This window comes from Streptomyces sp. NBC_00091, assembly GCF_026343185.1.
In the GTDB taxonomy this organism is placed as follows: domain Bacteria; phylum Actinomycetota; class Actinomycetes; order Streptomycetales; family Streptomycetaceae; genus Streptomyces.
In genome coordinates this window covers 192,114-211,855 of the sequence record NZ_JAPEMA010000004.1, presented here as the reverse complement: position 1 = coordinate 211,855, position 19,742 = coordinate 192,114, and the positions used below count along the sequence as shown (strand labels likewise).

Sequence of the window (19,742 nt, the reverse complement as noted above, 5' to 3'; positions counted from 1 at the left end):
GATGAGGGACACCACTCACGCTGGCACCGTCGACGCATCAGGAAGAGGGCCGCCCGGGACCGCCGACGGGACCAAAGGTCCCCATCGTCCCGGGCTCGGCAGCCCCGGGCCCTTGCGGGCCCTCGAACGGGACCGTTCGGCCCTCGATTACCGGCAGTCGTCGACGGATGGTGGGGGCACACCCCACACCGGACATCAGCCTCGCGCGACAGGGCGGAGCAGGAGGGCCTCATGAAGCACCTCAAGGTGGCGGACCTGATGACCGACGAGGTCGTCTCCGTGGCCCCGGGCACCGCCTTCAAGGACGTCGCGAAGCTCCTCGCCCAGTACGACATCTCTGGAGTCCCTGTCCTGGACGACGAGGACCGCGTGGTGGGCGTCGTATCGCAGACGGACCTGCTGGCCCACCCGGTGCCGGGGCCCCGTCCCTCCGGGCAGGGCATTACAGCGGCGGCTGGGCCGCCTACCGCGGGCGACGTCATGTCCGCGCCCGCGGTCACCGTCCACGCCGAAGAGACAGTGGCTGACGCCGCCCGGCTGATGACCCGCCGGAGTGTCGAACGCCTCCCCGTCGTGGATGTGGAGGACCGGCTCGTCGGCATCGTCACCCGCCGGGACCTGCTCCGCATGTTCCTGCGCCCGGACTCCGAGATACGCCGACGCGTCACCGACGAGGTCCTCTCGGAGGTACTCGGTGTGCCGGCCGGTGACATCGACGTCCACGTGGTGGACGGCATCGTCGCCCTGGACGGCCATGTCGAGCGCCGGAGTCAGCTCCTTGCACTTCTCAGCCTCGTCGAACGGCTCGACGGGGTCGTCGCCGTGGCATCACGCGTCACCTCCCGCACCGACGACACGTCAACCACTCATGCGGCCGATGCCCGGCACGCAATGCCGTGGTGATGAGCGCCCGCACGAAAGGGATCGCAGCCATGAACAGCCACGTGACCGTCGGAGTCGACGGCTCCCCGGAGAGCCGGGCAGCAGCACGCTGGGCCGCGCACGAGGCCGTCCTGCGGCAGGTGCCGCTGCGCCTCGTGCACGCCGTCGACTGGCCCCTGGACCCGGTGCTCCCCGGCCTGGGCCGCCAGGACGTTGACCGCTGGGCGGACCAGGCCCTGACCGAAGCGGCGCAAGAGCTGCACGGGCGCCACCCGCACCTGGAGATCACGACCCGCTGCCTGACAGCACGGCCGGCAGCCGCTCTCGCCGCCGAGGCCGCCGACGCCGGGCTGCTGGTCCTGGGATCGCGTGGCCTGGGCGGCCTGGTCGGTTTCATCGTCGGCTCGGTGGCGATGTCGACCGTGGTCGCGACCGACACCCCGGTCGTCCTCGTCCGCGTCGCCGACGACCCGGCCGGCCCGGGCACCGGCTCCAGCGGCGAGGTCGTCGTAGGCGTCGACATCCACGAAGCGTGCGACCGGGTACTCACCTTCGCCTTCGAAGAGGCAGCCCGGCGCGACTGGCCACTGCGGGCCGTACACGGCTGGAAGATGCCGCCCGCCTACAGCTACGTCCCCTTCTTCGACCCGGACAACGAACGGGACATCGGCAGGAGCGTCACCCAGATGGTGGACGACATGCTGCTGCCCTGGCAGCACAAGTTCCCCGACGTGAACGTCAGCCACAACGTGTTCATGGGATCGGCGGGCGAGCATCTCGTCCGGGCCTCGCAGGGCGCGGGACTCATCGTCGTGGGACGCCATGTACGCCGCTCCCCCCTCGGAGCGCACCTGGGATCGGTCGCCCACGCGGTCCTGCACCACGCAGCAGCCCCCGTGGCCGTCATCGCCCACGACTGAAGGAGCGGCACCGGTGAACGGCCGTGCGAGGCACGCACCAAGGGCGGAAAGAGTCCGCCCGCTTCTCGCGGATCCCGATTGTGCGGTGCACGGCACTCGGCCGCTTCTCCGCATCCTCGCAAGGACCCTTTCCGCACTTCCATGGAACCACCCCCAGGCGGAGCCCACCAGGGCCGGCCGGACTGCCTCAAGGCCCCGGGCGGCCCTACCCACGGACGGGCCGACCTTCGCACCATCGCGAGTACCAGCCGTCCCATCGAGGAGAAAGACCATGAAGCACCTGCGCACCGTCGATGACGTCATGACACACGCCGTGATCTCTATCGACCGAGGAACCGCGTTCAAGGACATCGTGGAAGAGCTGCGGATGTGGAACGTCAGCGCGCTCCCCGTGCTGGCCCAGGACGGACAGGTGGTCGGCGTCGTCTCCGAAGCCGACCTGCTGCTCAAGCCCCAAGGCGCCGACACGGCCCACGACACCACCGCCGAGCAGCTGATGACCCGCCCGGCCGTGACCGTCACGAGGGACGCCACCATCCCCACCGCGGCGCGTTTGATGGCCCGCGGGCACCTCAAGCGCCTTCCCGTGGTCGACGGCGACGGCCGCCTCGTCGGCGTCGTCAGCCGCGGCGACCTGCTCAAGGTCTTCCTGCGCCCCGACGAGGACATCGGCGCCGAGATCCGCGAGATGATCACGTACCAGCTGATCCCGCACGGTTCCGCCGAGGTGCACGTCCACGTCGCCAACGGCATCGCCTACCTCAACGGGTCGCTGGCGGACCCCATGCTGGAAGACGTCGTCGTACGCGCCGCCGGCACCGTACCGGGCGTCGTCGACGTCAAGGCGGATTTCACCGTCCCCGTATCCGCATGAGGGCACGATCGTCATGCGGCACCGCAGTGTCTCGGACCTGATGACGCACACCGCCGTCACCGTCCGGCGTACGACCGCGTTCAAGGAGATCGCCCGGCTCCTGAAGGAGTTCGACATCACCGCCATGCCCGTGATCGACGAATCCGGGCACCCGGTCGGCGTCGTCTCCGAAGCCGACCTTCTCCGTCGGCGGCCCGCCGGTGGTGCGGCAACAGCCGAGGAGCTGATGACGAGCCCGGCCGTCACGGCCCGACCGGAGTGGAGCGTGGTCCGCGCAGCCCGCGTCATGCAGCGGCACCAGGTCAAACGGCTGCCGGTCGTCGACGAGGCAGGCCGCGTGGTCGGCATTCTCAGTCGCAGCGATCTGATCCAGCTCTTCCTCCGCCGCGACCACGCGATACAGGAAGAGATCCTCGAGGACGTCCTCACCCGGACACTCCACCTCCCTCCTTCGGCCATCACCGTCGAAGTCGACGACGGCCTGGTGACCCTCAGCGGCACCGTGCCGCAGCCCGGACTGCTGCCCGTGGTGATCCGCCTCTGCCAGAGCGTCGACGGGGTCGTCGACGTCGACAACAGGCTCACCTGCGCGGAGGCCGAACAGAGCTGACCGGGCAAGGAGGGCCGGTCGGTCCCAGGTTGGGCCGCTCGGTCCTTTCCAAGGACCTCGCAGGAGGCAGAGCCTGAAAGCAGCCGACTATCGGGCCCCACCGGTCGCCGTCGTGGCGCACGACTGAGGCCACATAGACAGGACCAGTCCCATGACCGCAACACACCTCGACCCCGACACCGTCATCCAGTTCGTCGGCGACGCCGTCACCGCTCCGTCCATGCACAACGCCCAGCCGTGGAAGTTCGTGTTCCATGTCGGTAGTGGTGCCCTCGCTCTGTACGGCGATCCGGAACGCGCTATGGCCAGAACCGACCCGAATCACCGTGGCCTCCACCTGGGTTGCGCCGCAGCACTGTTCAACCTGCGCGTGTCCGCGGCCTGGATCGGTCTGCCGGTTCGCGTGCAGCTCTTGCCCGACGACGCCGAACCATGGCTGCTCGCCACGGTGACCATCGACGAAACGACGGGCGCAGACCGCGAGCTGGCCTCCCTGCACGACGCCATCCGGCGTCGGCACACCAGCCGGTACCCCTTCAGCGAGGAGCCGGTGCCGACGGCACTGCTGGACGGTCTGTGGGCTGCGGCCCACTTGGAGGGCTGCCGGCTGACCGTCCCGGACACCTGGCACATCGACACCGTGCTCGGGCTTGTACGAGACGCAGAACACCGCGAGGAGATCGATCCGCTCGCCCAGGCGGAAACCGCGGCCTGGACGTCCCACACCCAGAGTGCTACAGGCACACGTCGGGACGGCATTCCCACCGCCTCATTCGGACCGAAGGGTTCCGGCGGTCCCACCCCCGTACGCGACTTCGGTTGGGCCAACCCGATACCGGATCGCGGCTGGGCCGTGTTCGAGAAGCGGCCACAGCTGGCTCTGCTGAGCACCGAGGGGGACACAAGAGCCGACTGGCTGCGCGCCGGCCAGGCAATGGAGCGCGTCCTTCTGCAGGCCACTGCCGATGGCCTTGCCACTTCGATGACGTCCCATCCACTGGAATGGCCGGAGTTGCGCTGGACGGCCCGCGACCCGGTCGCGGCCATGGGGCACGTGCAGATAATCTTCCGTCTCGGCTACGGCCCCGCGGGCCCCGACACGCCCCGGCGCCCGTTGGCCGAGGTCCTGGAAATCCGGGAGTAGAAGCCGGTGGCAGACGCGTAGACGCTCAATGGCGACTCCACTCAGGGCGCGAGGTCTCGGCGTTGGAGCAGCAGAGCCAGCAGGATGCCCAGCACTCCCGTTCCGACAAGAATCCCGAGCTGGGGCCAGAGCACGCCGCCTTCGGCCAGGGCATCGCCCGGGGCGTAGTAGTGGAACGGGCTGATAAACCTCAGCGATGCTGTCGGCGACCAGGCCATTGCGATGAAGTTGAGGGCGAATCCCACGGCTCCGATCGCGATGGTCGCGCCGACCACCTGGGCCCGCCGTCGTCCCGCCGCCGATACGGCCATCGCCGGCCCGATCAGGCACAGGGCGAAGCCGAGGCCCATGCCCCCTGCGGCGAACACCCCGCCGATCGGCACCGCACGGTGGATGTCCGGTGACAGCGCCACCCCCACCGCGACGGTGAGGGTCGCTGCCAGGTTCAGGGCCAGCGCCGCGAGCACCAGCGCAGTGGTCCGCTCCGCCCAGCAGCCCGGGGTAGCTGGCGATCGACACGTCGCCGCTGGACGTCGGACACCGGCAGGCCGAGCAGTGTGCGCAGGGCGCCCACCACTTCGCTCGGTGGTACGAGCAGCTCCACCCGGTCCCCCTTCCAGCGTGGGGCCCAGCGCTGGGCGTCGCCCAGGGACCGTGTCCCCTGCCCGTCCGCGAGGGACAGCCTGATCCGCCTGACACGGGCCTCGCGCAGGCCGGCCACGCTCTGGACCGTGACCAGCCGTCCGTCCCGGATGATCGCCACGCGCCCGCAGGTACGCTGCACCTCCGGCAGGATGTGGCTGAAGAGCAGGACGATGCGTCCGGCGGCGGCCGCCTCGCCCAGCAATTCGAAGAACGTCTCCTGGACCAACGGGTCGAGTCCCTCGGTCGGTTCGTCGAGCACCACCAGCTGCGGATCGCGCTGCATCGCCTGCACCAGCCCGAGCTTCTGTTTCATGCCCCGCGAGTAACCCCCGACGAGGCGGGTGAGGATCGCGGGCGTCAGCCCCAGCCGGTCGCACAGCTCGCCGCGGCGGGGCACAGGAGCTCCCTGCAGTGCGGACAGCAGATCGAGCGTTTCCGCTCCGGAGAGTTCCGGGTACAGGCGTAGTTCGCCGGGCAGGTACCCCAGCTGTGTGGCCACCCGGCGGTGATCGGCGATCGGGTCCAGCCCGAGAACCCGTACGCGTCCCTCGCTGGGCCGGAGCAGGCCGGTGAGACATCGCAGCGTGGTCGTCTTTCCAGCGCCGTTCGGCCCGAGGAAGCCGAACACCTCACCTGGTCTCACGGTGAGGCTCAGGCCGTCGACTCCCATCACCGGCCCGTGCCTCTTGGTCAGTCCGGTCAGCTCGATCGCCGGCCCGCCACCCATGGGTCCAGTCTGAGCCTGCTGCTGGAGGCCCGCCCGCTCACCCAAGGTCGTAGGCGGGGAGAGGAGCGTGCCGAGGTGCGGTCCCTGCTGCTGCCATGTCGCCGTAGGCGGTGCGCTTGAGCTGCAGTGCCAGGTTCTCCAGCGCCCGGGCGGTCGCGAGTTCGTCGCCGATCTCGGGCACCTCCTTGTCCGTCGGGTTGCAGCGCGCGGTGCCGTGGCCCGTGAGACGGGTGGTGCCGGTGTCGAGTTCGACGCGGACCTTGGTCGTGTGGTCTTCCTCGAAGAGGTAGACGTGGGTCTTCCATTCACTCGTGTGCGACATGGTGTGCCTCCGGTCGGTTCAGGAGTGGTGGTGTCGGCGTCGGGCCCAGCGTCGGACCTCGTCGGTTCCCCAGACCAGCGGCGGGAAGGCCGCGATGAGGAGGACGACGTCCAGCGGGAGGGCGGCGGTACCGAAGAGGTTCTGGAGCGGCGGCGCGTATACGAGCGCTGCGGTGAAGACGAGTTCGAAGGCGATGCCGGCCAGGAGCAGCGGGTTGCTGAAGAAGCCGATGTCACGCAGCGCGGCGTGGTCGGTTCGGGCGGCGATGGCCGTGCCGACCTGGCAGGTGACGATGCCCGCGAATGTGGCGGTGGTCGCGGTGAGGTAGGCGTGGTGGAGCGGGGTTCCGGGTCCGGTGGGGTCGCCAGGGTGCCAGCCCGCGCGCCACAGGACGTAGAAGAAGGCGGTCATGACCAGGGCCGCGGAAATGGTGCCGAGCCAGCCCCAACTGCGTACAAGCATGTTCTTGTTGATCACGCTCTGGGAGCTCGGGCGGGGCGGTCGGGACATAACTCCCGGCTCGGCGCGCTCACGGCCGAGAGCGAGGGCCGGAAGCGTCTCGGTGCCCAGGTCGATGGCGAGGATCTGCAGGACGGTCAGCGGCAGCGGTACGGCCCCGCCGGAGAGAGCGAACACGAGGAAGGGCACGACCTCGGGGGTGAGGTGGGCGAAGATGTAGACGATGAACTTCCGGACGTTGTCGTAGACGCGGCGGCCGGACTCGATGGCCGTGACGATGGTGGCGAAGTTGTCGTCGGTCAGGACCATGGTCGACGCCTCGCGGGCGACGTCGGTGCCCGAGAGCCCCATGGCGACGCCGATGTGGGCACGGTGCAGGGCCGGAGCGTCGTTCACGCCGTCGCCGGTCATGGCCACGATCTGTCCGTGGGCCCGCAGGGCATCGGCCACCTTCAGCTTGGTCTCGGGCGAGGAGCGCGCGAAGACGATCTCCGTGCCGTCCAGGCGCAGGAGGTGATCGAGCTCGTGGTCGTCGATCGCCTCGGACTGGGCGACCACGTGCAGGTTCGTCGTACCGATACCGACGGCGCGGGCCACGGCGGCGGCGGTGGCGGTGGCACCGTTGTCGCCAGTGACGATGTGGAGGGTGAGACCCGCCGCGTGGCAGCGCCCGACCGCCTCGGCGACTTCGGGGCGTGGCGGGTCGTACAGGCCGACCAGTCCGAGCATGTGCAGGTCCCTCTCGACGTCCTGCCGCTGCGGCGGTGCCGTTGTGCCGGGCGGCAGTTGCAGGCGCATCTGGTTGCGGGTGAGGGTGCCGGTCTTGTCGGTGCAGATGACATTGGTGGAGCCCAGGGTCTCCACTGCGCTCAGCCGCTTGATCACCGCGCCTTGGCGGTCGAGAACACGTACGCCGACGGCGAGGGCGAGGGTGATGGTGGGCAGCAGCCCCTCCGGCACGTTGGCCACGAGCAGGCCGATCGCGAACATCAGTGAGTCGGTGAGTGGCAGCCCCACTGCGACACCCAGCACGAGGAAGACGGCTCCCATGGCGACCGCGACTGCGGCGATCAGCCAGGCGACCTTCTTGACCTGCGTTTCCAGTGGGCTCGGTTCGCGGCGGGTGCGCTGGCTGAGGGCGGCGATCCGGCCGAGTTCGGTGTGGTCTCCGGTGGCGAATACGATCGCCTGCGCTTGCCCCTCGGTGGCGGTGGTGCCACTGAAGACGAGGTTGGGCTCCTGCAGCGGTGAGAGGCCCTCCAGACCCGGGCCGGCAACACGCTCGACGGGGGTGGACTCGCCCGTGAGCATGGAGAGGTCCGCCTCGATTCCCCCCTCGGTCAGGCGGGCATCTGCGGGTACCCGGTCGCCCTCATCGAGGGCGATGAGGTCGCCGGGGACCAGGTCCCTGGCCGGGACGTGCTGTGGCTGTCCGTCGCGGATCACCTGGGCCCGGGCGGGAAGGTAGCTGGCCAGGGTCTCGACAGCCCTCTCGGCCTGCCGCTCCTGCACGAGGGCGAATCCGGCGTTGACGAGGATGACCGCGACGATCGCCCAACCGAGCACCTCGATGGCGGCGATGAAGGCGAGGGCCGCAGCAGCCCACAGCAGCAGAGCCAGCGGGTGGACCAGTTGCCGCAGGAGTTCCCTCAGGACGCTCGTACGGGGGGTGCGGCGGACCTCGTTCGGGCCGTAGACGGCCAGCCGGCGTGCCGCCTCCCGGCTCGACAGGCCCAGAGGGCCGGTGTGCAGTTCGCGACGGAGCAGGGGCAGGGGTTCGAGAGGATCCGGCGCGGTGTCCGGTGTGAGGTTCGGGGCGGCGGCGGTCTCAGTCATCGCCGGCTCCCTGGCCGGGGCGCAGGCGGCCGGACCAGAGGGGCTCGGTGCCCGCCCACTCGGATTCCCAGGCCCGTGCGCTGCGCGCGTCCACGATGCGGAGGCGCACGGCGACAAGGGCGCCGCCGGTGAGCACGATCCCGGCCAGTGTTCCGGTGCCGATGCCTACCGCGTTCAGAGCGGTGTCGGCCTGGCTGGGCGGAGCGGCAGCCGCACTGCCGTTGTCGTCGACCCACACCCGGACCGTGTCACCGTTCCGGGTTCCTGCCGGAACGGGGATGGTTTCCGTGTGTGGGCGCTGCGAGGGGTAGTGCCACGTGGCGGTCGCGACGGTTGCGGGCCGACTGCTCGGCTGGTCTCCCGCTCGGTAGCCGGTCTCGCCGATCGTGGTGGCCGTTACGTTGTGTCGATGGCGCGCGATGTCCTCGGCGGTGCGCTGGCCGTCCGTCCAAGCGGCTCGCCCAAGGGCGAAGCCGGTGATGACTGCCAGCAGGCAGGTCAGCGCGAAGGCGGCACGCAGACGGGTCCGGGCGCGGTCGGTATCACGCCTGAGCGGGTTGGCCCCCGTCCCTGTCGTCCGGTGGTGCATGGCACGCCTCCGTGCTGGTGCATGCCGAGCCGGGGCCCTCCCTTCAGGCGGCGAGCTCGGCGCTGATGTGGTGGGCCCACTTCTGGATCCGCTCGGGGTTGCGGAAGTCTCCGCCCTTGCCCTGGCGGGTCAGGGCCTTGGCGAGGAAGCCTGGGGTGTGAGCCGTGATGCTGCCGCCGAAGGTCATGTGCTCGCGCGCTCCGACCAGCTGCATCTCCCGGGCGACCGCGGAGACCGGGGGGATGTCGTGTTCCTCGGCGGAGCGGTCGAGCGGGCCGCTGCTGAACATCCACACCGGGCGGTGCCGCAGGGAGTCGGCATTGCGTTCGGCGCAGTGCTTGGCCTTGCTGCTCCAGTGGCCGGCGTAGAGGGAGCCGCCGAGGACGACGGCGTCGTAGGCGCGCACGTCGTGGACGTCGTCGGCGGGCAGGACGACGGCGTCGAGACCGTCCTCGCGGAGGGTCTCTCCGATCTGCTCGGCGATGCCTGCGGTGGCTCCGTGCTTGGTGCCGTAGGCGACCAGGACTCGCTTAGTGCTCATGGCGGGTGCTCCTTGGTTTTCCGTGGTGCGGGGCTGATGCCACTGTCACGCGGCCGACGGCTGCTCCGCTTGGGCCGGACGGATCCATACGGGGACCATTCGGTCCTCCCCGTAGCGCCGCTCCTCGGCGACGGCGACGTGCTGCTTGACGGCGGCGAAGCTGTCAGGGGCGACGGAGATCGAGTCGATGCCGGCATGAACGAGGAAGGCGGCATAGGCCGGGTCGTCGCTGGGCCGCTGTCCGCACAGGCCCACCGGGCGTCCCAGGGTCTGGACCCGTGGGAGGAGGATCCGGATGAGGTCGGTGACGGCTGGGTTGTTCTCGTCGAAGACGTGGGCGAGGGCTTCGGAGTCGCGGTCGACGCCGAGGGTGAGCTGCGTGAGGTCGTTGCTGCCGATGGAGAAGCCGTCGAAGCGCTCGGCGAAGTCCTGGGCGAGGAGGATGTTGGAGGGGATCTCTGCCATCACGTAGACCTTGAGGCCGTTCTCGCCGCGCCGGAGTCCTTCAGCCGCCATCACTTCGAGGACCTTGTCGGCCTCTTCCAGGGTGCGGCAGAACGGGATCATGACGATGACGTTGGTCAGGCCCATCTCCTCGCGCACCCGGCGAAGGGCCTGGCATTCGAGGGCGAAGCCTTCCCGGTAGCCGTCGCTGTAGTAGCGGCTGGCGCCGCGCCATCCGATCATCGGATTGGCCTCGACCGGTTCGAAGGGGCGGCCGCCGAGGAGCTTGGCGTACTCGTTGGTCTTGAAGTCGCTGGTGCGGACGACGACGGGGTCGGGCCAGCGGGAGGCGGCGATCCGGGCGATGCCGTACGCGAGGCGGTCGGTGAAGTACCGGCCGCGGTCGAGGTAGCCCTCCGTGAGCTGGTCGATGGCGCAGCGGTCGGCCGCATCCAGGCGTTCCGGGTGCAGGAGGGCCATGGGGTGGACCTTGACCTGGTGCGCGACGATGAACTCCAGGCGGGCCAGACCCACGCCGTCCGCGGGCAGCCGCCACCACCGGAAGGCGGCGGACGGGTCGGCGAGGTTGAGCATCACCCGGGTACGCGTGGCGGGCAGTGCAGCCAGGTCGGTCTCGGTCTCCTCGTACGGGAGGCAGCCCGCGTAGACCTTGCCCCGGCTGCCTTCGGTGCACGAGACGGTGACGTCGTCGCCGTCGCGCAACACTGCGGTGGCGTTCCCGGTGCCGACAACCGCAGGTACGCCCAGCTCCCGGCTGACGATCGCGGCATGTGAGGTGCGGCCGCCGTGGTCGGTGACGATGGCTGCGGCACGCTTCATGGCCGGTTCCCAGTCCGGGTCGGTGATCGAGGTGACGAGCACGGCTCCGGCCGGGAAGCGTTCCAGGTCCACGGGCGTGTCCATGCGGCAGACGGCACCCGCTCCGATGGCTTCGCCCACCGCGATGCCTTCGACGAGGGCGTCACCCGGGGCGGCGGTCAGGCGGCAGCGGCGCAGGGTCGTGGTGCGTCGTCGGGACTGCACGGTCTCGGGCCGCGCCTGCACGATCGCCAGGTCGCCGGTGATGCCGCCCTTCGCCCACTCCAGGTCCATCGGACAGCCGTAGTGGTCCTCGACGGCGACGGCCCACTCGGCGAGCTGCCGCACCTCGGCGTCGGTCAGGACCCGCCGGGCCTGTTCCTCGGGGGCGGTGTCGACGGTGTCGGTCAGCCCGCGCTTCGCGTAGACGGCCTTGCGACGCTTGGCGCCGATCCGCACGTCGATGACGGGGTCCAGGGCCGGGTCCTTGAGGCCGGGCTTGAAGACGGTGTACTCGTCGGGGTCGGTCTGGCCGCTGACCACGGTCTCGCCCAGCCCCCAGGCCGCGCTCACCACGACGACGTTCGGGAAGCCGCTCTCCGGGTCGAGGGCGAAGATCACCCCTGCCCCGGCGAGGTCGGAGCGGACCATCACCTGGACACCGACGGACAGGGCGACCTGGAGGTGGTCGAAGCCCATCCGCTCCCGGTAGTCGATCGCGCGGTCGGTGTAGAGGGAGGCGAAGCAGCGGTGCACCGCGTCCAGCAACTGTACGGCGCCGCTCACGTTCAGATAGGTCTCCTGCTGGCCGGCGAAGCTGGCCTCCGGCAGATCCTCGGCGGTTGCGCTGCTGCGTACGGCGACCTCCGGGTCGCTGCGGCCCATCTCTCGGCCGAGGGCCTCGTACGCCGTGATGATCTCGGTCGTCAGGGCTTCGGGCATAGGCTCGCCCATGATCATTGAACGGATGCCCGCTCCGACGTCTTCGAGCGCGACACCGTCGTGGAGCCGGTCGAGCTGCTCCTGGATGCGGGTGCGCAGCCCGTGTCCGTCGAGCAGTTCCTCATAGGCGTCGGCGCTCGTTGCGAAGCCGGGCGGCACGCGCAAGCCGGCTGCGGTCAGCCGTCTGGTCAGCTCTCCAAGGGAGGCGTTCTTGCCGCCGACCCGGCTGATGTCGCCTCGGCCGAGCTCGGTGAACGGTGCGATGCGTCGCATGTGTCCCATGACGTCCTCCGGGGCTGCGTGTCGGCAGGGATCAGTACGGCAGGGGGCGGCCGGACGGCGTGCGCAGATCCAGTGGGGCGGGCTTGTGAGGCTGCTTGGGCCGGGTCTGGATCTGGATGCGCTGCATCGTGGTCACCCTCTTCGGAAGGCGGCGCCGGAATGGCGTCCGGGTTCCACGATCACGCGGCAGGGCACCGGGGCCGCAGTGCTGCGAGGGCCATTCACAAGGGGCCGAGTGGGCCGCTGCGGTGCGGGGCCGATCGGCCCAGGCGCGGTACTGAGTGGCCGCCCGGACCGTGACATGACTGCGTTAGCCCTGCTCAGGGCCATCTGCGGGCAGGCTTCGTTCGCTGCGTGCCACGACGCCGACGGGCGGGTCCACCCGGATCGGGGAGCTGTTCGTCGATCCCCGGGGACGGGAATCGACTCACCGGCACGCGCCTCCAGGTGTTGGAGAAGGCCCATCTCACCGGCCGGCGCACACGGCAAGGGCGCGGCCGTCGGGTGTGCGCTGGGCTCAACAAGTCACGCCGCAGCCCGAAGCCGCAGCCCACGCCTTACGGCTGGGCTCCGACTGGACACCCTGCCCAGCGTGCCCGAGGCGGGATCACTCGACGCGGATGTCCGCCCGGACGATGGTGATCGGGCACGGCGCATGGAGCGCCGCCTGCTGGCTCACCGAACCGAGGAGGGCTCGGCTGAAGCCGCCGCGACCGTGGCTGCCCACGACCAGCAGGTCCGCGCCTTCTGCCGCATCCACCAGAACGTCGACCGGATTGCCGCGCACCAGGCGCTGGTGCACGGAGGCGGCGCCGTCCTCACCGAGAACCGTGCGGACCTCCTCGACCAGACGCCGTTCGGCCTCTTCCTCGTCGAACGTGGCGTCGACCGCCGGGGCCGACCACGACGCGGCACCGGGCAGGTCCCATGCCGCGACCGCTTCTACTCGCCCGCCCACCAGCCCTGCGTACCGGACCGCCCAGCGCAGCGCGGCCTGGGACGAAGGCGATCCGTCGACGCCCGCCACGATCCGCGGAGCCTCCTGCTGCCTGTCCATCCCGTTCACCCTTCCAACGGCTGATACCTCCACAGTGTGCGCATCGGGAACGCACCGCCACGCGAGCTTGCGCTGGTTGCCCTGTCAGCCCTTCGGCAACCGGAACCACCGCTCCTGGCCTGCGGCAATACATTCCTTCCGGTCTCCGGGCAGAACCAGGGGCACCGGGCCCAGGAGCGACGGGGGGACGCTGATGCCGAGCCGGCCGGGCCGGAACCGGATACGGATGTCGCGGTGCCCCAGGTAGGAGATCGAGAACGAGGAACCGGGCACTTCGGAGAGGGGCACGGGGTCGATGTGCAGGCCGTCGTCGTGGGGCTCGAGTCCGACGATGCCGCGCTCGACGAGGTCGAGGGTGCCGCCCATGGCGCCGAGGTGGATCCCTTCGCCGGTGGTGCCGCCCTGGACGTCTGTGATGTCGCCGAGCAGGGCTTCCTGGCAGTAGCGCCAGGCGTCCGGGCCCTGCTCCCGGGCGAGGATCCAGCCGTGGACGAGGCTGCTGAGCGTGGAGCCGTGGCAGGTGCGGCGCAGGTAGTAGTCCACCGTCCTGCGCCAGAGGCCGTCGTCGAGGCGGTGTCCGAGCCGAAGGAAGAGCTGTTCGAGCTCTGTGGGGCGGAAGAGGTAGCCGAGCATGAGGGTGTCGGCCTGCTTGGACGCCTGGTAGCGGTTGGGTGTGTCGCCTTCGGCTTCCAGGATGCGGTCCAGGCGCCGGATGTCGTGGTAGCGGGCACGGTAGCCGTCCCAGTCGAGCTCGGCGAGGTCCCCGTAGCCGTGGAACTGGCTGATCACGTCGCGGTGGAACGGCACGTACAGGCGGTGGGAGACGTCCTCCCAGGCGGTGAGGTCGTCGGGGCCGATGCCGAAATGCGTGAGGAGCTCCGCGCGCCGGGCCGGCGGAAGTTCCCCGTACAGGTCGAGGGCGCGGGCCAGTACCCACGCGGCGGTGACGTTGGTGTAGGCGTTGTCGTCGATCCCGGGAGCGACAGCGTCCGGGTAGGCATCGTGGTATTCGTCCGGTCCGACCACGCCGCGGATCCGGTAGCGGCCGAGGCCGGTGTCCCACGTTGCCGCGTCCGCCCAGAAGCGGGCTATGTGCAGGAGGAGTTCGGCGCCCGGGCCGTGCATGAATCCGGCGTCGCCGGTGGCCTGCCCGTACTGCCACACGTTCCAGGCGATGGCCGAGCCCACGTGGTGCTGGAGGTGCGAGTGGTCCGGCAGCCAGCGGCCCGAGCGCGGATTGAGGTGCAGCCGCTGCGTCTCCTCGGCGCCGGAACTGCCGCTCTGCCAGGGAAACATCGCCCCTTTCGCTCCAGCCCGGCGGGCGGTCTCCCGAGCCGCAGGGAGCCGGCGGTGCCGGTACATCAGCAGGGCTCGGGCGGTCTCGGGGAGGTGGAGGGCGAGGTAGGGCAGGACGAACAGCTCGTCCCAGAAGACGTGGCCCCGGTACGCCTCGCCGTGAAGGCCGCGGGCGGGAACGCCGGCGTCGAGCTCCGCGGTGTGCGGCGAGAGGGTCTGCAGGACGTGGAAGGCGTGCAGCCGCAGAACCTTGCCGGCCTCTCCGGGTACCTTCAACTCTCCTTCGCTCCAGAGGCGTTGCCAGGATGCGCGGTGGGAGGCCAGTAGGGTGGGGAAGTCCGGGGCGTGTGTGGCGCAGTCGATGCTCCGCCGCAGCGGATCGGCTGAGGGACGGTCGAGCGAGGTGCACAGGGCGGCGGTCTTTACGACGACGACCGGGGCGGCCCGCTTGATCGGCAGGACGAATGTCTGCGTGGCGGTGGTGGCTGTGCATGCCCGGCCCACCGGTGCCACAGGACGTGCTGATGTTCGGACTGCGAGCCCGATCCGTACCCGGGAGGTGGTTGTGGTGCAGGAGAGCCAGGCGGTGCCCTCCGCCTCCACTCCGGCCCGGTGCTCGACGAGATGCCGCCCAGCCAGGGCGCGGTAGCGCTCGACTCCCGTGTTGGTGACGTCGCCGTCGAGTACGGACTCGATCTCGATCCTGCCGCGCCAGCCGTACGCTGTGAACACCGTGTTCTGGGCGGCCAGGTTCGGGTCGCCCATGTGGACGAGGCGGGTGTGGGTGACGCCCAGGCGGCGGCCTTCGGCGTCATGGAAGAGCATGCGGCGGGTGAGCGTTCCGGCGTGCAGGTCCAGCGACACGTGGCTGTGGCGCAGGGTCGGGTGGTCGGGTGTGAGCCAGTCGCCGGGCGGTGCGCCCTCGGGCAGGCAGCGGTATCTCAGGGCGGTCCAGTCCGGCAGCCGGACCATGTCCTCGTTGGAGACCGTTCGTCCGCCGATGATGGAGTCGAGCCGGTTGTAGCAGCCGGCGAGGTAGGTGCCCGGGTAGTGGATGTCGTCGGCAATACTCTCCGGGGCTGAACCGCGGGTGGCGAAGCGGCCGTTGCCCAGGGTGCACAGGGACTCGACCAGCCGCTCGGTTTTGGGGTCGTAGCGGGGGTACTCCCAGCGCCAGACGGTGGTCACGCGCGTTCGCCTTCGAGTGCGGCGGGCAGACCGCCGAGGTCGGGGAGGACGAGGTGAGCACCATGTGCGCGCAGGGCGTCCCTCATGTGCGGGTCGTCTTCGCGGTTGAGTCCCACCACGCGGCGGAAACGGCCTCGGTGTCCGGCTTCGACGCCGGCGAGTGCATCCTCCACCACGGCGGTGTGTGCGGGAGTCACGCCGAGGCAGCTGGCAGCTTCGAGGAAGAGTGCAGGGTCGGGTTTGCCTGGCAGGGCGAGTGCGGCCGCGTCCTGGCCGTCCACCAAGGCGTCGAAGTAATTGAGGAGATCTGCGGATTCCAGGAGGGAGCGGGCGTGCCGGGAGGCCGAGACGGCTGCGCACAGGATCGCCTTCTCCCGCAGTTCCCGGAGCGCGGGCCGCACGTCGTCGAAGACACGGACGCCTTCGGTTCGCAGCATCGTGGAGAAGGCTTCCTCCTTGCGGGCGGCGACCGCGTGGACTGTGGCGCACCCTGGCGGATCCTCCGAGCTTCCGGGCGGAAGGTCGATGTGCCGGGCAGTCAGGAATGCGCGTACGCCATCGAGGCGGGAGCGGCCGTCGACCAGGTCCCGGTACTCGCGGTCGGCGTCGAACGGGCGCGGTCGTGCACCGGCGTGCGATGGCTGCCACTCGGGGAGGCAGCCGTCGAAGGTCTCCTTCCAGGCAGCCGCGTGGCGGTCCGCCGTAGCGAGGAGCACTCCGTCGGTGTCGAAGACGACCGCGCGTAGGTCGTTCATGAGTCGTGCACCACGCGACGTCCGGTGATGCGGGCGGGGGTGAGCTTCATCCAGTGGGTGCGCGGGCCGCCGGCCCAGGGCTGGGAGCGGGCCGTGGTGTTGAGGTGTTGAATTTCGTGCTGGTCCGTGACGGCTGCCAGTTCGCCCACCGCCAGCACGCTCCAACCAGTGGCGGTCACGTCGTCGATGTTGTCGATCTCGAAGGCGACCTCGGTTCCGGCGGCCCTGGCCGTGACGGCTTCCGCGGAGGTGCGGAAAGCGATGTCGGGTCCTGCGATCAGGTAGTTGACGGGGAGGACGGCGGGGCCGTCCGGGGTGAAGATGGCGATGCGGCCCACGCCGTGCGTGTTCAGCAGGCGCCGGCATTCGGGCTCGTCCAGCGGTACGAGGGTACTGTCGCGCCGGGCGGTGGATCGGCCGGCGACTCGATGGGCGCTGGCGCCGGTCAGGTCGTCGACGGTGAGGCCGAGGGCATCAGCGACGCGAGCGAGGGTGCCAATAGCGGGAGCGGCGGCGTGCTCCTCCAGGTACGCGATGTAGTTACCATCCGCTCCGCACCGCTGGCCCAGTTCCTCGCGGCTAAGACCGAGGGCTTCACGGCGGGCCGCCAGGCGACGGCCCAGGTCGGTGCGTCCGGTCCTCTCTCCGGACGACTGCTCCGGGGATCGCGGGATGCTCTTCACGGCGATCACTGCTCCTGGGGCGGTACGGCGACGGTGTCGTGCTGCGGTCCGCCGAGTACGACCTTGAGGGCGCCGGTCTCGCCGGCGCGGGAGAAGACGTCGTACGCCTCTTCCATCTGGTCCAGCTCGAACCGGTGCGTGACCATCGCGGCGCCGGGCAGGCGGCCGGCGGCCATCATGCGCAGCAGCATGGGAGTCGAGTGGGTGTCGACGAGGCCGGTGGTGATGGTGACATCCTTGATCCACAGGTCTTCGAGGTGGAGGACGGCGGGCTTGCCGTGCACGCCGATGTTGGCGACCCGGCCGCCCGGGCGGACCATGCGGGTGCACATCTCGAAGGCTTCGGGCATGCCGACGGCCTCGATGACGACATCCGCGCCGAGCCCGTCCGTGAGGTCCCCCACCAGCTGCTCCGGCTCCTCCTGCGCGCTGACGGTCGCATCGGCCCCGAGGTCCCGCGCAGCTGCTAGGCGGGAAGCCGCGAGGTCGACGGCGACGATCCGGGACGGGCTGTATAGCTGTGCCGTGGCGATGGCGGCCAGGCCGATGGGTCCGGCGCCGACCACGACGACCGTGTCGCCCGGGCGCACGTTGCCGTTGAGGACACCCACCTCGTACGAGGTCGGGAAGATGTCCGCGAGCAGTACGGCTTCGTGGCTCGCCAGGGCGCTGGGAAGGGGATGGACGGAGAGGTCGGCGAAGGGAACGCGGACGTACTCGGCCTGGGTGCCGTCGATGGTGTGGCCCAGGACCCATCCGCCTCCTCCGCGGCACTGGCCGTAGTGCGCCTCGCGGCAGAAGCGGCAGCGACCGCAGGCGGAGATGCAGGAGATCAGGACGCGGTCACCGGGGCGGACGGTACGTACGTCACCTCCGGTCTCGACGACGGTTCCGACGGCCTCGTGGCCCAGGATCCGTCCGGGTGTCACCTCGGGGACGTCGCCCTTGATGATGTGCAGGTCGGTGCCGCAGATGGTGACGGCGTCGACCCGGACGATCGCGTCGGCGGCGTCCTTGATGGAAGGGTCCGGGACGTCCTGCCAGGAGGTCTGTCCGGGCCCGTGGAAGACGAGTGCCTTCATGGCGCGGCCTTCTCTCTGTGTGCTGTGCGGGAGGGTCACCGTCAGGCTGTGCCCGTTCCCCTCCGTCCCGCTTGGGCCGGTCGGCCCCTACCCGGGACCGGTCGGTCCCCAGCGGGCAGGGCGTTCCGGTGCCACGGTGGAGACCGGCATCCGTTCCGAAAGGAGGGCTGCTGCCATGTCCCAGTCAGCCCCGTCCCCGTCTCCTGCTTCCGCCCGCCCGGCCCTGCTGAGGTTCCTCGGCGGGGTGCGGACGGTCACCGGCAGTAAGTTCCTGGTCGAGAGCGACCACGCCCGGATCCTCGTCGACTGCGGACTCTTCCAGGGTGTCGCGGACCTACGACGCCGCAACTGGGACAAGCTGCCCTGCGACGCCTCCGACATCCACGCCGTCGTCGTGACCCACGCCCACCTTGACCACTGCGGCTACCTGCCGCGACTGGTCCGGCACGGATTCCACGGACCGATCCTGACCAGCGCCACAACGGCCCGGCTCGCCGAGATCGTGCTCCGTGACAGCGCCCGCCTCCAGATGGAAGCCGCCGAGCACGCCAACCAGCACGGCTGGTCCAAGCACCGGCCCGCCAAGCCGCTCTACGACGATGACGACGTCGATCACACGATCAAGTACTTCGACCCGGTACCGGTGGGCAGCGAGATCGAGATCATGGCCGGCACGAAACTGATGCTGCACCACGGCGGGCACATCCTCGGCTCCGCCTGGGTGGACCTGACCCTGGAAGACGGCCACACCCTCGCCGTCAGCGGCGACCTCGGTCGCCCCGGCCACCCGCTCCTCCTGCCACCCGAGCCGTTCTCCGGTGCCGACGTCCTGCTGATGGAGTCGACGTACGGCAACCGACACCACGACCAGGAGAGCGCGAAGCGCGAATTCGCTTCGGTGATCACCCGCGCGCTGTCCCGTGGCGGCACGGTCGTCATCCCGGCCTTCGCGATCGACCGCACCGAGGTCGTCCTCCACGAACTCGCCGCCCTGCGCAGCGGCGGCACCCTGCCACGCCACGTACCCGTCTACGTCGACAGCCCGATGGCCCTGGCCGCCCTGGACGTCTACCGCGACGCCGTACGGGCCCACTCGCCCGAGCTACGCCCCGAGGTCCTCGCCCGAGGCGAGGCGGCGATCAGCCCGGAGCCCTTCCTGGCCGCGCGCACCGTCCAGGAGTCAATCGACATCAACAACACCACCGGGCCGGCGATCATCGTCTCCTCCGCCGGCATGGCCACCGGCGGCCGCGTCCTGCACCACCTCCACCGGATCCTCCCCGACCCCCGCAACGCCGTGGTCATCGTCGGCTTCGCCGCGGCCGGCACCCGCTCGCGCGACCTCGTGGACGGCGCCCGCACGCTCAAGATGTTCGGCGAGTACGTCCCCGTACGTGCCGAGGTCGCCGACGTCCCGCACTTCTCCGCGCACGCCGACGCTGGCCAGATCATCGACTGGCTGCGCTCCGCTCCGCCGCCGCACACCACTTACCTGGTCCACGGGGAGGAGACTGCGGCCGAGACCCTCCGGGACCGGATCGACCACGAGCTGGGATGGACGGCCGTCGTGCCCAAGTCCGGGGAGGCCGTCTTGGTCCGCTGACCGGGGCCGGACGGTCCCCTCGGTGTGCACCGCGCGGCCCTC

The 19,742-nt window shown here is 70.3% G+C and carries 18 protein-coding genes; 6 read left to right on the top strand and 12 right to left on the bottom strand.

All coding sequences use genetic code 11. The features are described from left to right. The first annotated feature begins 231 nt into the window (after positions 1-231). From OOK34_RS34090 to OOK34_RS34070, 5 genes are all read left to right on the top strand, one after another. Entirely contained in the window at positions 232-903 is a 672-nt protein-coding gene (locus tag OOK34_RS34090) for a CBS domain-containing protein (protein WP_267038037.1), read from the top strand. A gap of 29 nt (positions 904-932) precedes the next feature. Further along, on the top strand, positions 933-1,802 hold the full coding sequence (locus OOK34_RS34085; RefSeq protein ID WP_267038036.1) for a universal stress protein: 870 nt from the start codon (positions 933-935) through the stop codon (positions 1,800-1,802). Between the two features lie 271 nt (positions 1,803-2,073). Then, on the top strand, positions 2,074-2,676 hold the full coding sequence (locus OOK34_RS34080; RefSeq protein ID WP_267038035.1) for a CBS domain-containing protein: 603 nt from the start codon (positions 2,074-2,076) through the stop codon (positions 2,674-2,676). Positions 2,677-2,689: 13 nt separating this feature from the next. Then, entirely contained in the window at positions 2,690-3,286 is a 597-nt protein-coding gene (locus OOK34_RS34075; protein WP_267038034.1) for a CBS domain-containing protein, read from the top strand. Positions 3,287-3,437: 151 nt separating this feature from the next. Further along, positions 3,438-4,430 carry a nitroreductase family protein gene (locus OOK34_RS34070; protein WP_267038033.1) on the top strand — a complete coding sequence of 331 codons (993 nt, stop codon included), beginning with the start codon at positions 3,438-3,440 and terminating at the stop codon, positions 4,428-4,430. A gap of 41 nt (positions 4,431-4,471) precedes the next feature. On the opposite strand, the gene OOK34_RS34065 is transcribed toward OOK34_RS34070, so the two are convergent. The 12 genes from OOK34_RS34065 to OOK34_RS34010 all read right to left on the bottom strand — a co-directional run bounded on the left by OOK34_RS34065 (position 4,472) and on the right by OOK34_RS34010 (position 18,097). Further along, complete coding sequence (locus OOK34_RS34065; protein WP_267038032.1) at positions 4,472-4,897, bottom strand: hypothetical protein; 426 nt, start codon at positions 4,895-4,897, stop codon at positions 4,472-4,474. Next, positions 4,876-5,802 (bottom strand): ABC transporter ATP-binding protein, encoded by a 927-nt coding sequence (locus tag OOK34_RS34060; RefSeq protein WP_267038031.1) that lies wholly within the window; start codon positions 5,800-5,802, stop codon positions 4,876-4,878. Before OOK34_RS34060 ends, OOK34_RS34065 begins: the two co-directional genes overlap by 22 nt. A gap of 37 nt (positions 5,803-5,839) precedes the next feature. After that, on the bottom strand, positions 5,840-6,124 hold the full coding sequence (locus OOK34_RS34055; RefSeq protein ID WP_267038030.1) for a dsRBD fold-containing protein: 285 nt from the start codon (positions 6,122-6,124) through the stop codon (positions 5,840-5,842). An 18-nt stretch (positions 6,125-6,142) separates the two neighbouring features. Next, positions 6,143-8,419, bottom strand: coding sequence for a cation-transporting P-type ATPase (locus OOK34_RS34050; RefSeq protein ID WP_267038029.1), 2,277 nt, complete (start codon positions 8,417-8,419; stop codon positions 6,143-6,145). Continuing rightward, positions 8,412-9,008: a hypothetical protein gene (locus OOK34_RS34045; RefSeq protein ID WP_267038028.1), complete on the bottom strand. Its 597-nt coding sequence runs from the start codon at positions 9,006-9,008 to the stop codon at positions 8,412-8,414. The genes OOK34_RS34050 and OOK34_RS34045 overlap by 8 nt, the downstream gene beginning before the upstream one ends. Before the next feature lie 43 nt (positions 9,009-9,051). Then, entirely contained in the window at positions 9,052-9,549 is a 498-nt protein-coding gene (locus OOK34_RS34040; protein ID WP_267038027.1) for a flavodoxin domain-containing protein, read from the bottom strand. Positions 9,550-9,594: 45 nt separating this feature from the next. Next, complete coding sequence (gene ppsA, locus OOK34_RS34035) at positions 9,595-12,036, bottom strand: phosphoenolpyruvate synthase (protein WP_353963391.1); 2,442 nt, start codon at positions 12,034-12,036, stop codon at positions 9,595-9,597. Positions 12,037-12,643: 607 nt separating this feature from the next. Continuing rightward, the gene (locus tag OOK34_RS34030) at positions 12,644-13,093 is read right to left on the bottom strand and encodes a universal stress protein (protein ID WP_267038025.1); all 450 of its coding nucleotides are present in this window, start codon (positions 13,091-13,093) and stop codon (positions 12,644-12,646) included. 84 nt (positions 13,094-13,177) lie between these two features. After that, positions 13,178-15,577 carry a glycoside hydrolase family 65 protein gene (locus tag OOK34_RS34025; protein WP_267038024.1) on the bottom strand — a complete coding sequence of 800 codons (2,400 nt, stop codon included), beginning with the start codon at positions 15,575-15,577 and terminating at the stop codon, positions 13,178-13,180. After that, the gene (locus tag OOK34_RS34020) at positions 15,574-16,332 is read right to left on the bottom strand and encodes an HAD family phosphatase (RefSeq protein ID WP_267038023.1); all 759 of its coding nucleotides are present in this window, start codon (positions 16,330-16,332) and stop codon (positions 15,574-15,576) included. Before OOK34_RS34020 ends, OOK34_RS34025 begins: the two co-directional genes overlap by 4 nt. Further along, positions 16,329-17,015, bottom strand: a complete 687-nt coding sequence (locus OOK34_RS34015; RefSeq protein WP_267038022.1) for a pyridoxamine 5'-phosphate oxidase family protein — start codon at positions 17,013-17,015, stop codon at positions 16,329-16,331. The genes OOK34_RS34020 and OOK34_RS34015 overlap by 4 nt, the downstream gene beginning before the upstream one ends. A gap of 5 nt (positions 17,016-17,020) precedes the next feature. After that, on the bottom strand, positions 17,021-18,097 hold the full coding sequence (locus OOK34_RS34010) for a zinc-dependent alcohol dehydrogenase family protein (protein ID WP_267038021.1): 1,077 nt from the start codon (positions 18,095-18,097) through the stop codon (positions 17,021-17,023). Between the two features lie 175 nt (positions 18,098-18,272). Here OOK34_RS34010 and OOK34_RS34005 point away from each other — a divergent pair, with 175 nt between their 5' ends. After that, entirely contained in the window at positions 18,273-19,700 is a 1,428-nt protein-coding gene (locus OOK34_RS34005; RefSeq protein ID WP_267038020.1) for an MBL fold metallo-hydrolase RNA specificity domain-containing protein, read from the top strand. Positions 19,701-19,742 lie beyond the last annotated feature (42 nt).

Excerpts from the sequence above, each read along its gene's own strand:
- OOK34_RS34090 (WP_267038037.1), top strand. The coding sequence starts at position 232 with ATGAAGCACCTCAAGGTGGCGGACCTGATGACCGACGAGGTCGTCTCC.
- OOK34_RS34085 (WP_267038036.1), top strand. The coding sequence starts at position 933 with ATGAACAGCCACGTGACCGTCGGAGTCGACGGCTCCCCGGAGAGCCGG.
- OOK34_RS34080 (WP_267038035.1), top strand. The coding sequence starts at position 2,074 with ATGAAGCACCTGCGCACCGTCGATGACGTCATGACACACGCCGTGATC.
- OOK34_RS34075 (WP_267038034.1), top strand. The coding sequence starts at position 2,690 with ATGCGGCACCGCAGTGTCTCGGACCTGATGACGCACACCGCCGTCACC.
- OOK34_RS34070 (WP_267038033.1), top strand. The coding sequence starts at position 3,438 with ATGACCGCAACACACCTCGACCCCGACACCGTCATCCAGTTCGTCGGC.
- OOK34_RS34060 (WP_267038031.1), bottom strand. The coding sequence starts at position 5,802 with ATGGGTGGCGGGCCGGCGATCGAGCTGACCGGACTGACCAAGAGGCAC.
- OOK34_RS34055 (WP_267038030.1), bottom strand. The coding sequence starts at position 6,124 with ATGTCGCACACGAGTGAATGGAAGACCCACGTCTACCTCTTCGAGGAA.
- OOK34_RS34050 (WP_267038029.1), bottom strand. The coding sequence starts at position 8,419 with ATGACTGAGACCGCCGCCGCCCCGAACCTCACACCGGACACCGCGCCG.
- OOK34_RS34045 (WP_267038028.1), bottom strand. The coding sequence starts at position 9,008 with ATGCACCACCGGACGACAGGGACGGGGGCCAACCCGCTCAGGCGTGAT.
- OOK34_RS34040 (WP_267038027.1), bottom strand. The coding sequence starts at position 9,549 with ATGAGCACTAAGCGAGTCCTGGTCGCCTACGGCACCAAGCACGGAGCC.
- ppsA (WP_353963391.1), bottom strand. The coding sequence starts at position 12,036 with ATGGGACACATGCGACGCATCGCACCGTTCACCGAGCTCGGCCGAGGC.
- OOK34_RS34030 (WP_267038025.1), bottom strand. The coding sequence starts at position 13,093 with ATGGACAGGCAGCAGGAGGCTCCGCGGATCGTGGCGGGCGTCGACGGA.
- OOK34_RS34020 (WP_267038023.1), bottom strand. The coding sequence starts at position 16,332 with ATGAACGACCTACGCGCGGTCGTCTTCGACACCGACGGAGTGCTCCTC.
- OOK34_RS34010 (WP_267038021.1), bottom strand. The coding sequence starts at position 18,097 with ATGAAGGCACTCGTCTTCCACGGGCCCGGACAGACCTCCTGGCAGGAC.
- OOK34_RS34005 (WP_267038020.1), top strand. The coding sequence starts at position 18,273 with ATGTCCCAGTCAGCCCCGTCCCCGTCTCCTGCTTCCGCCCGCCCGGCC.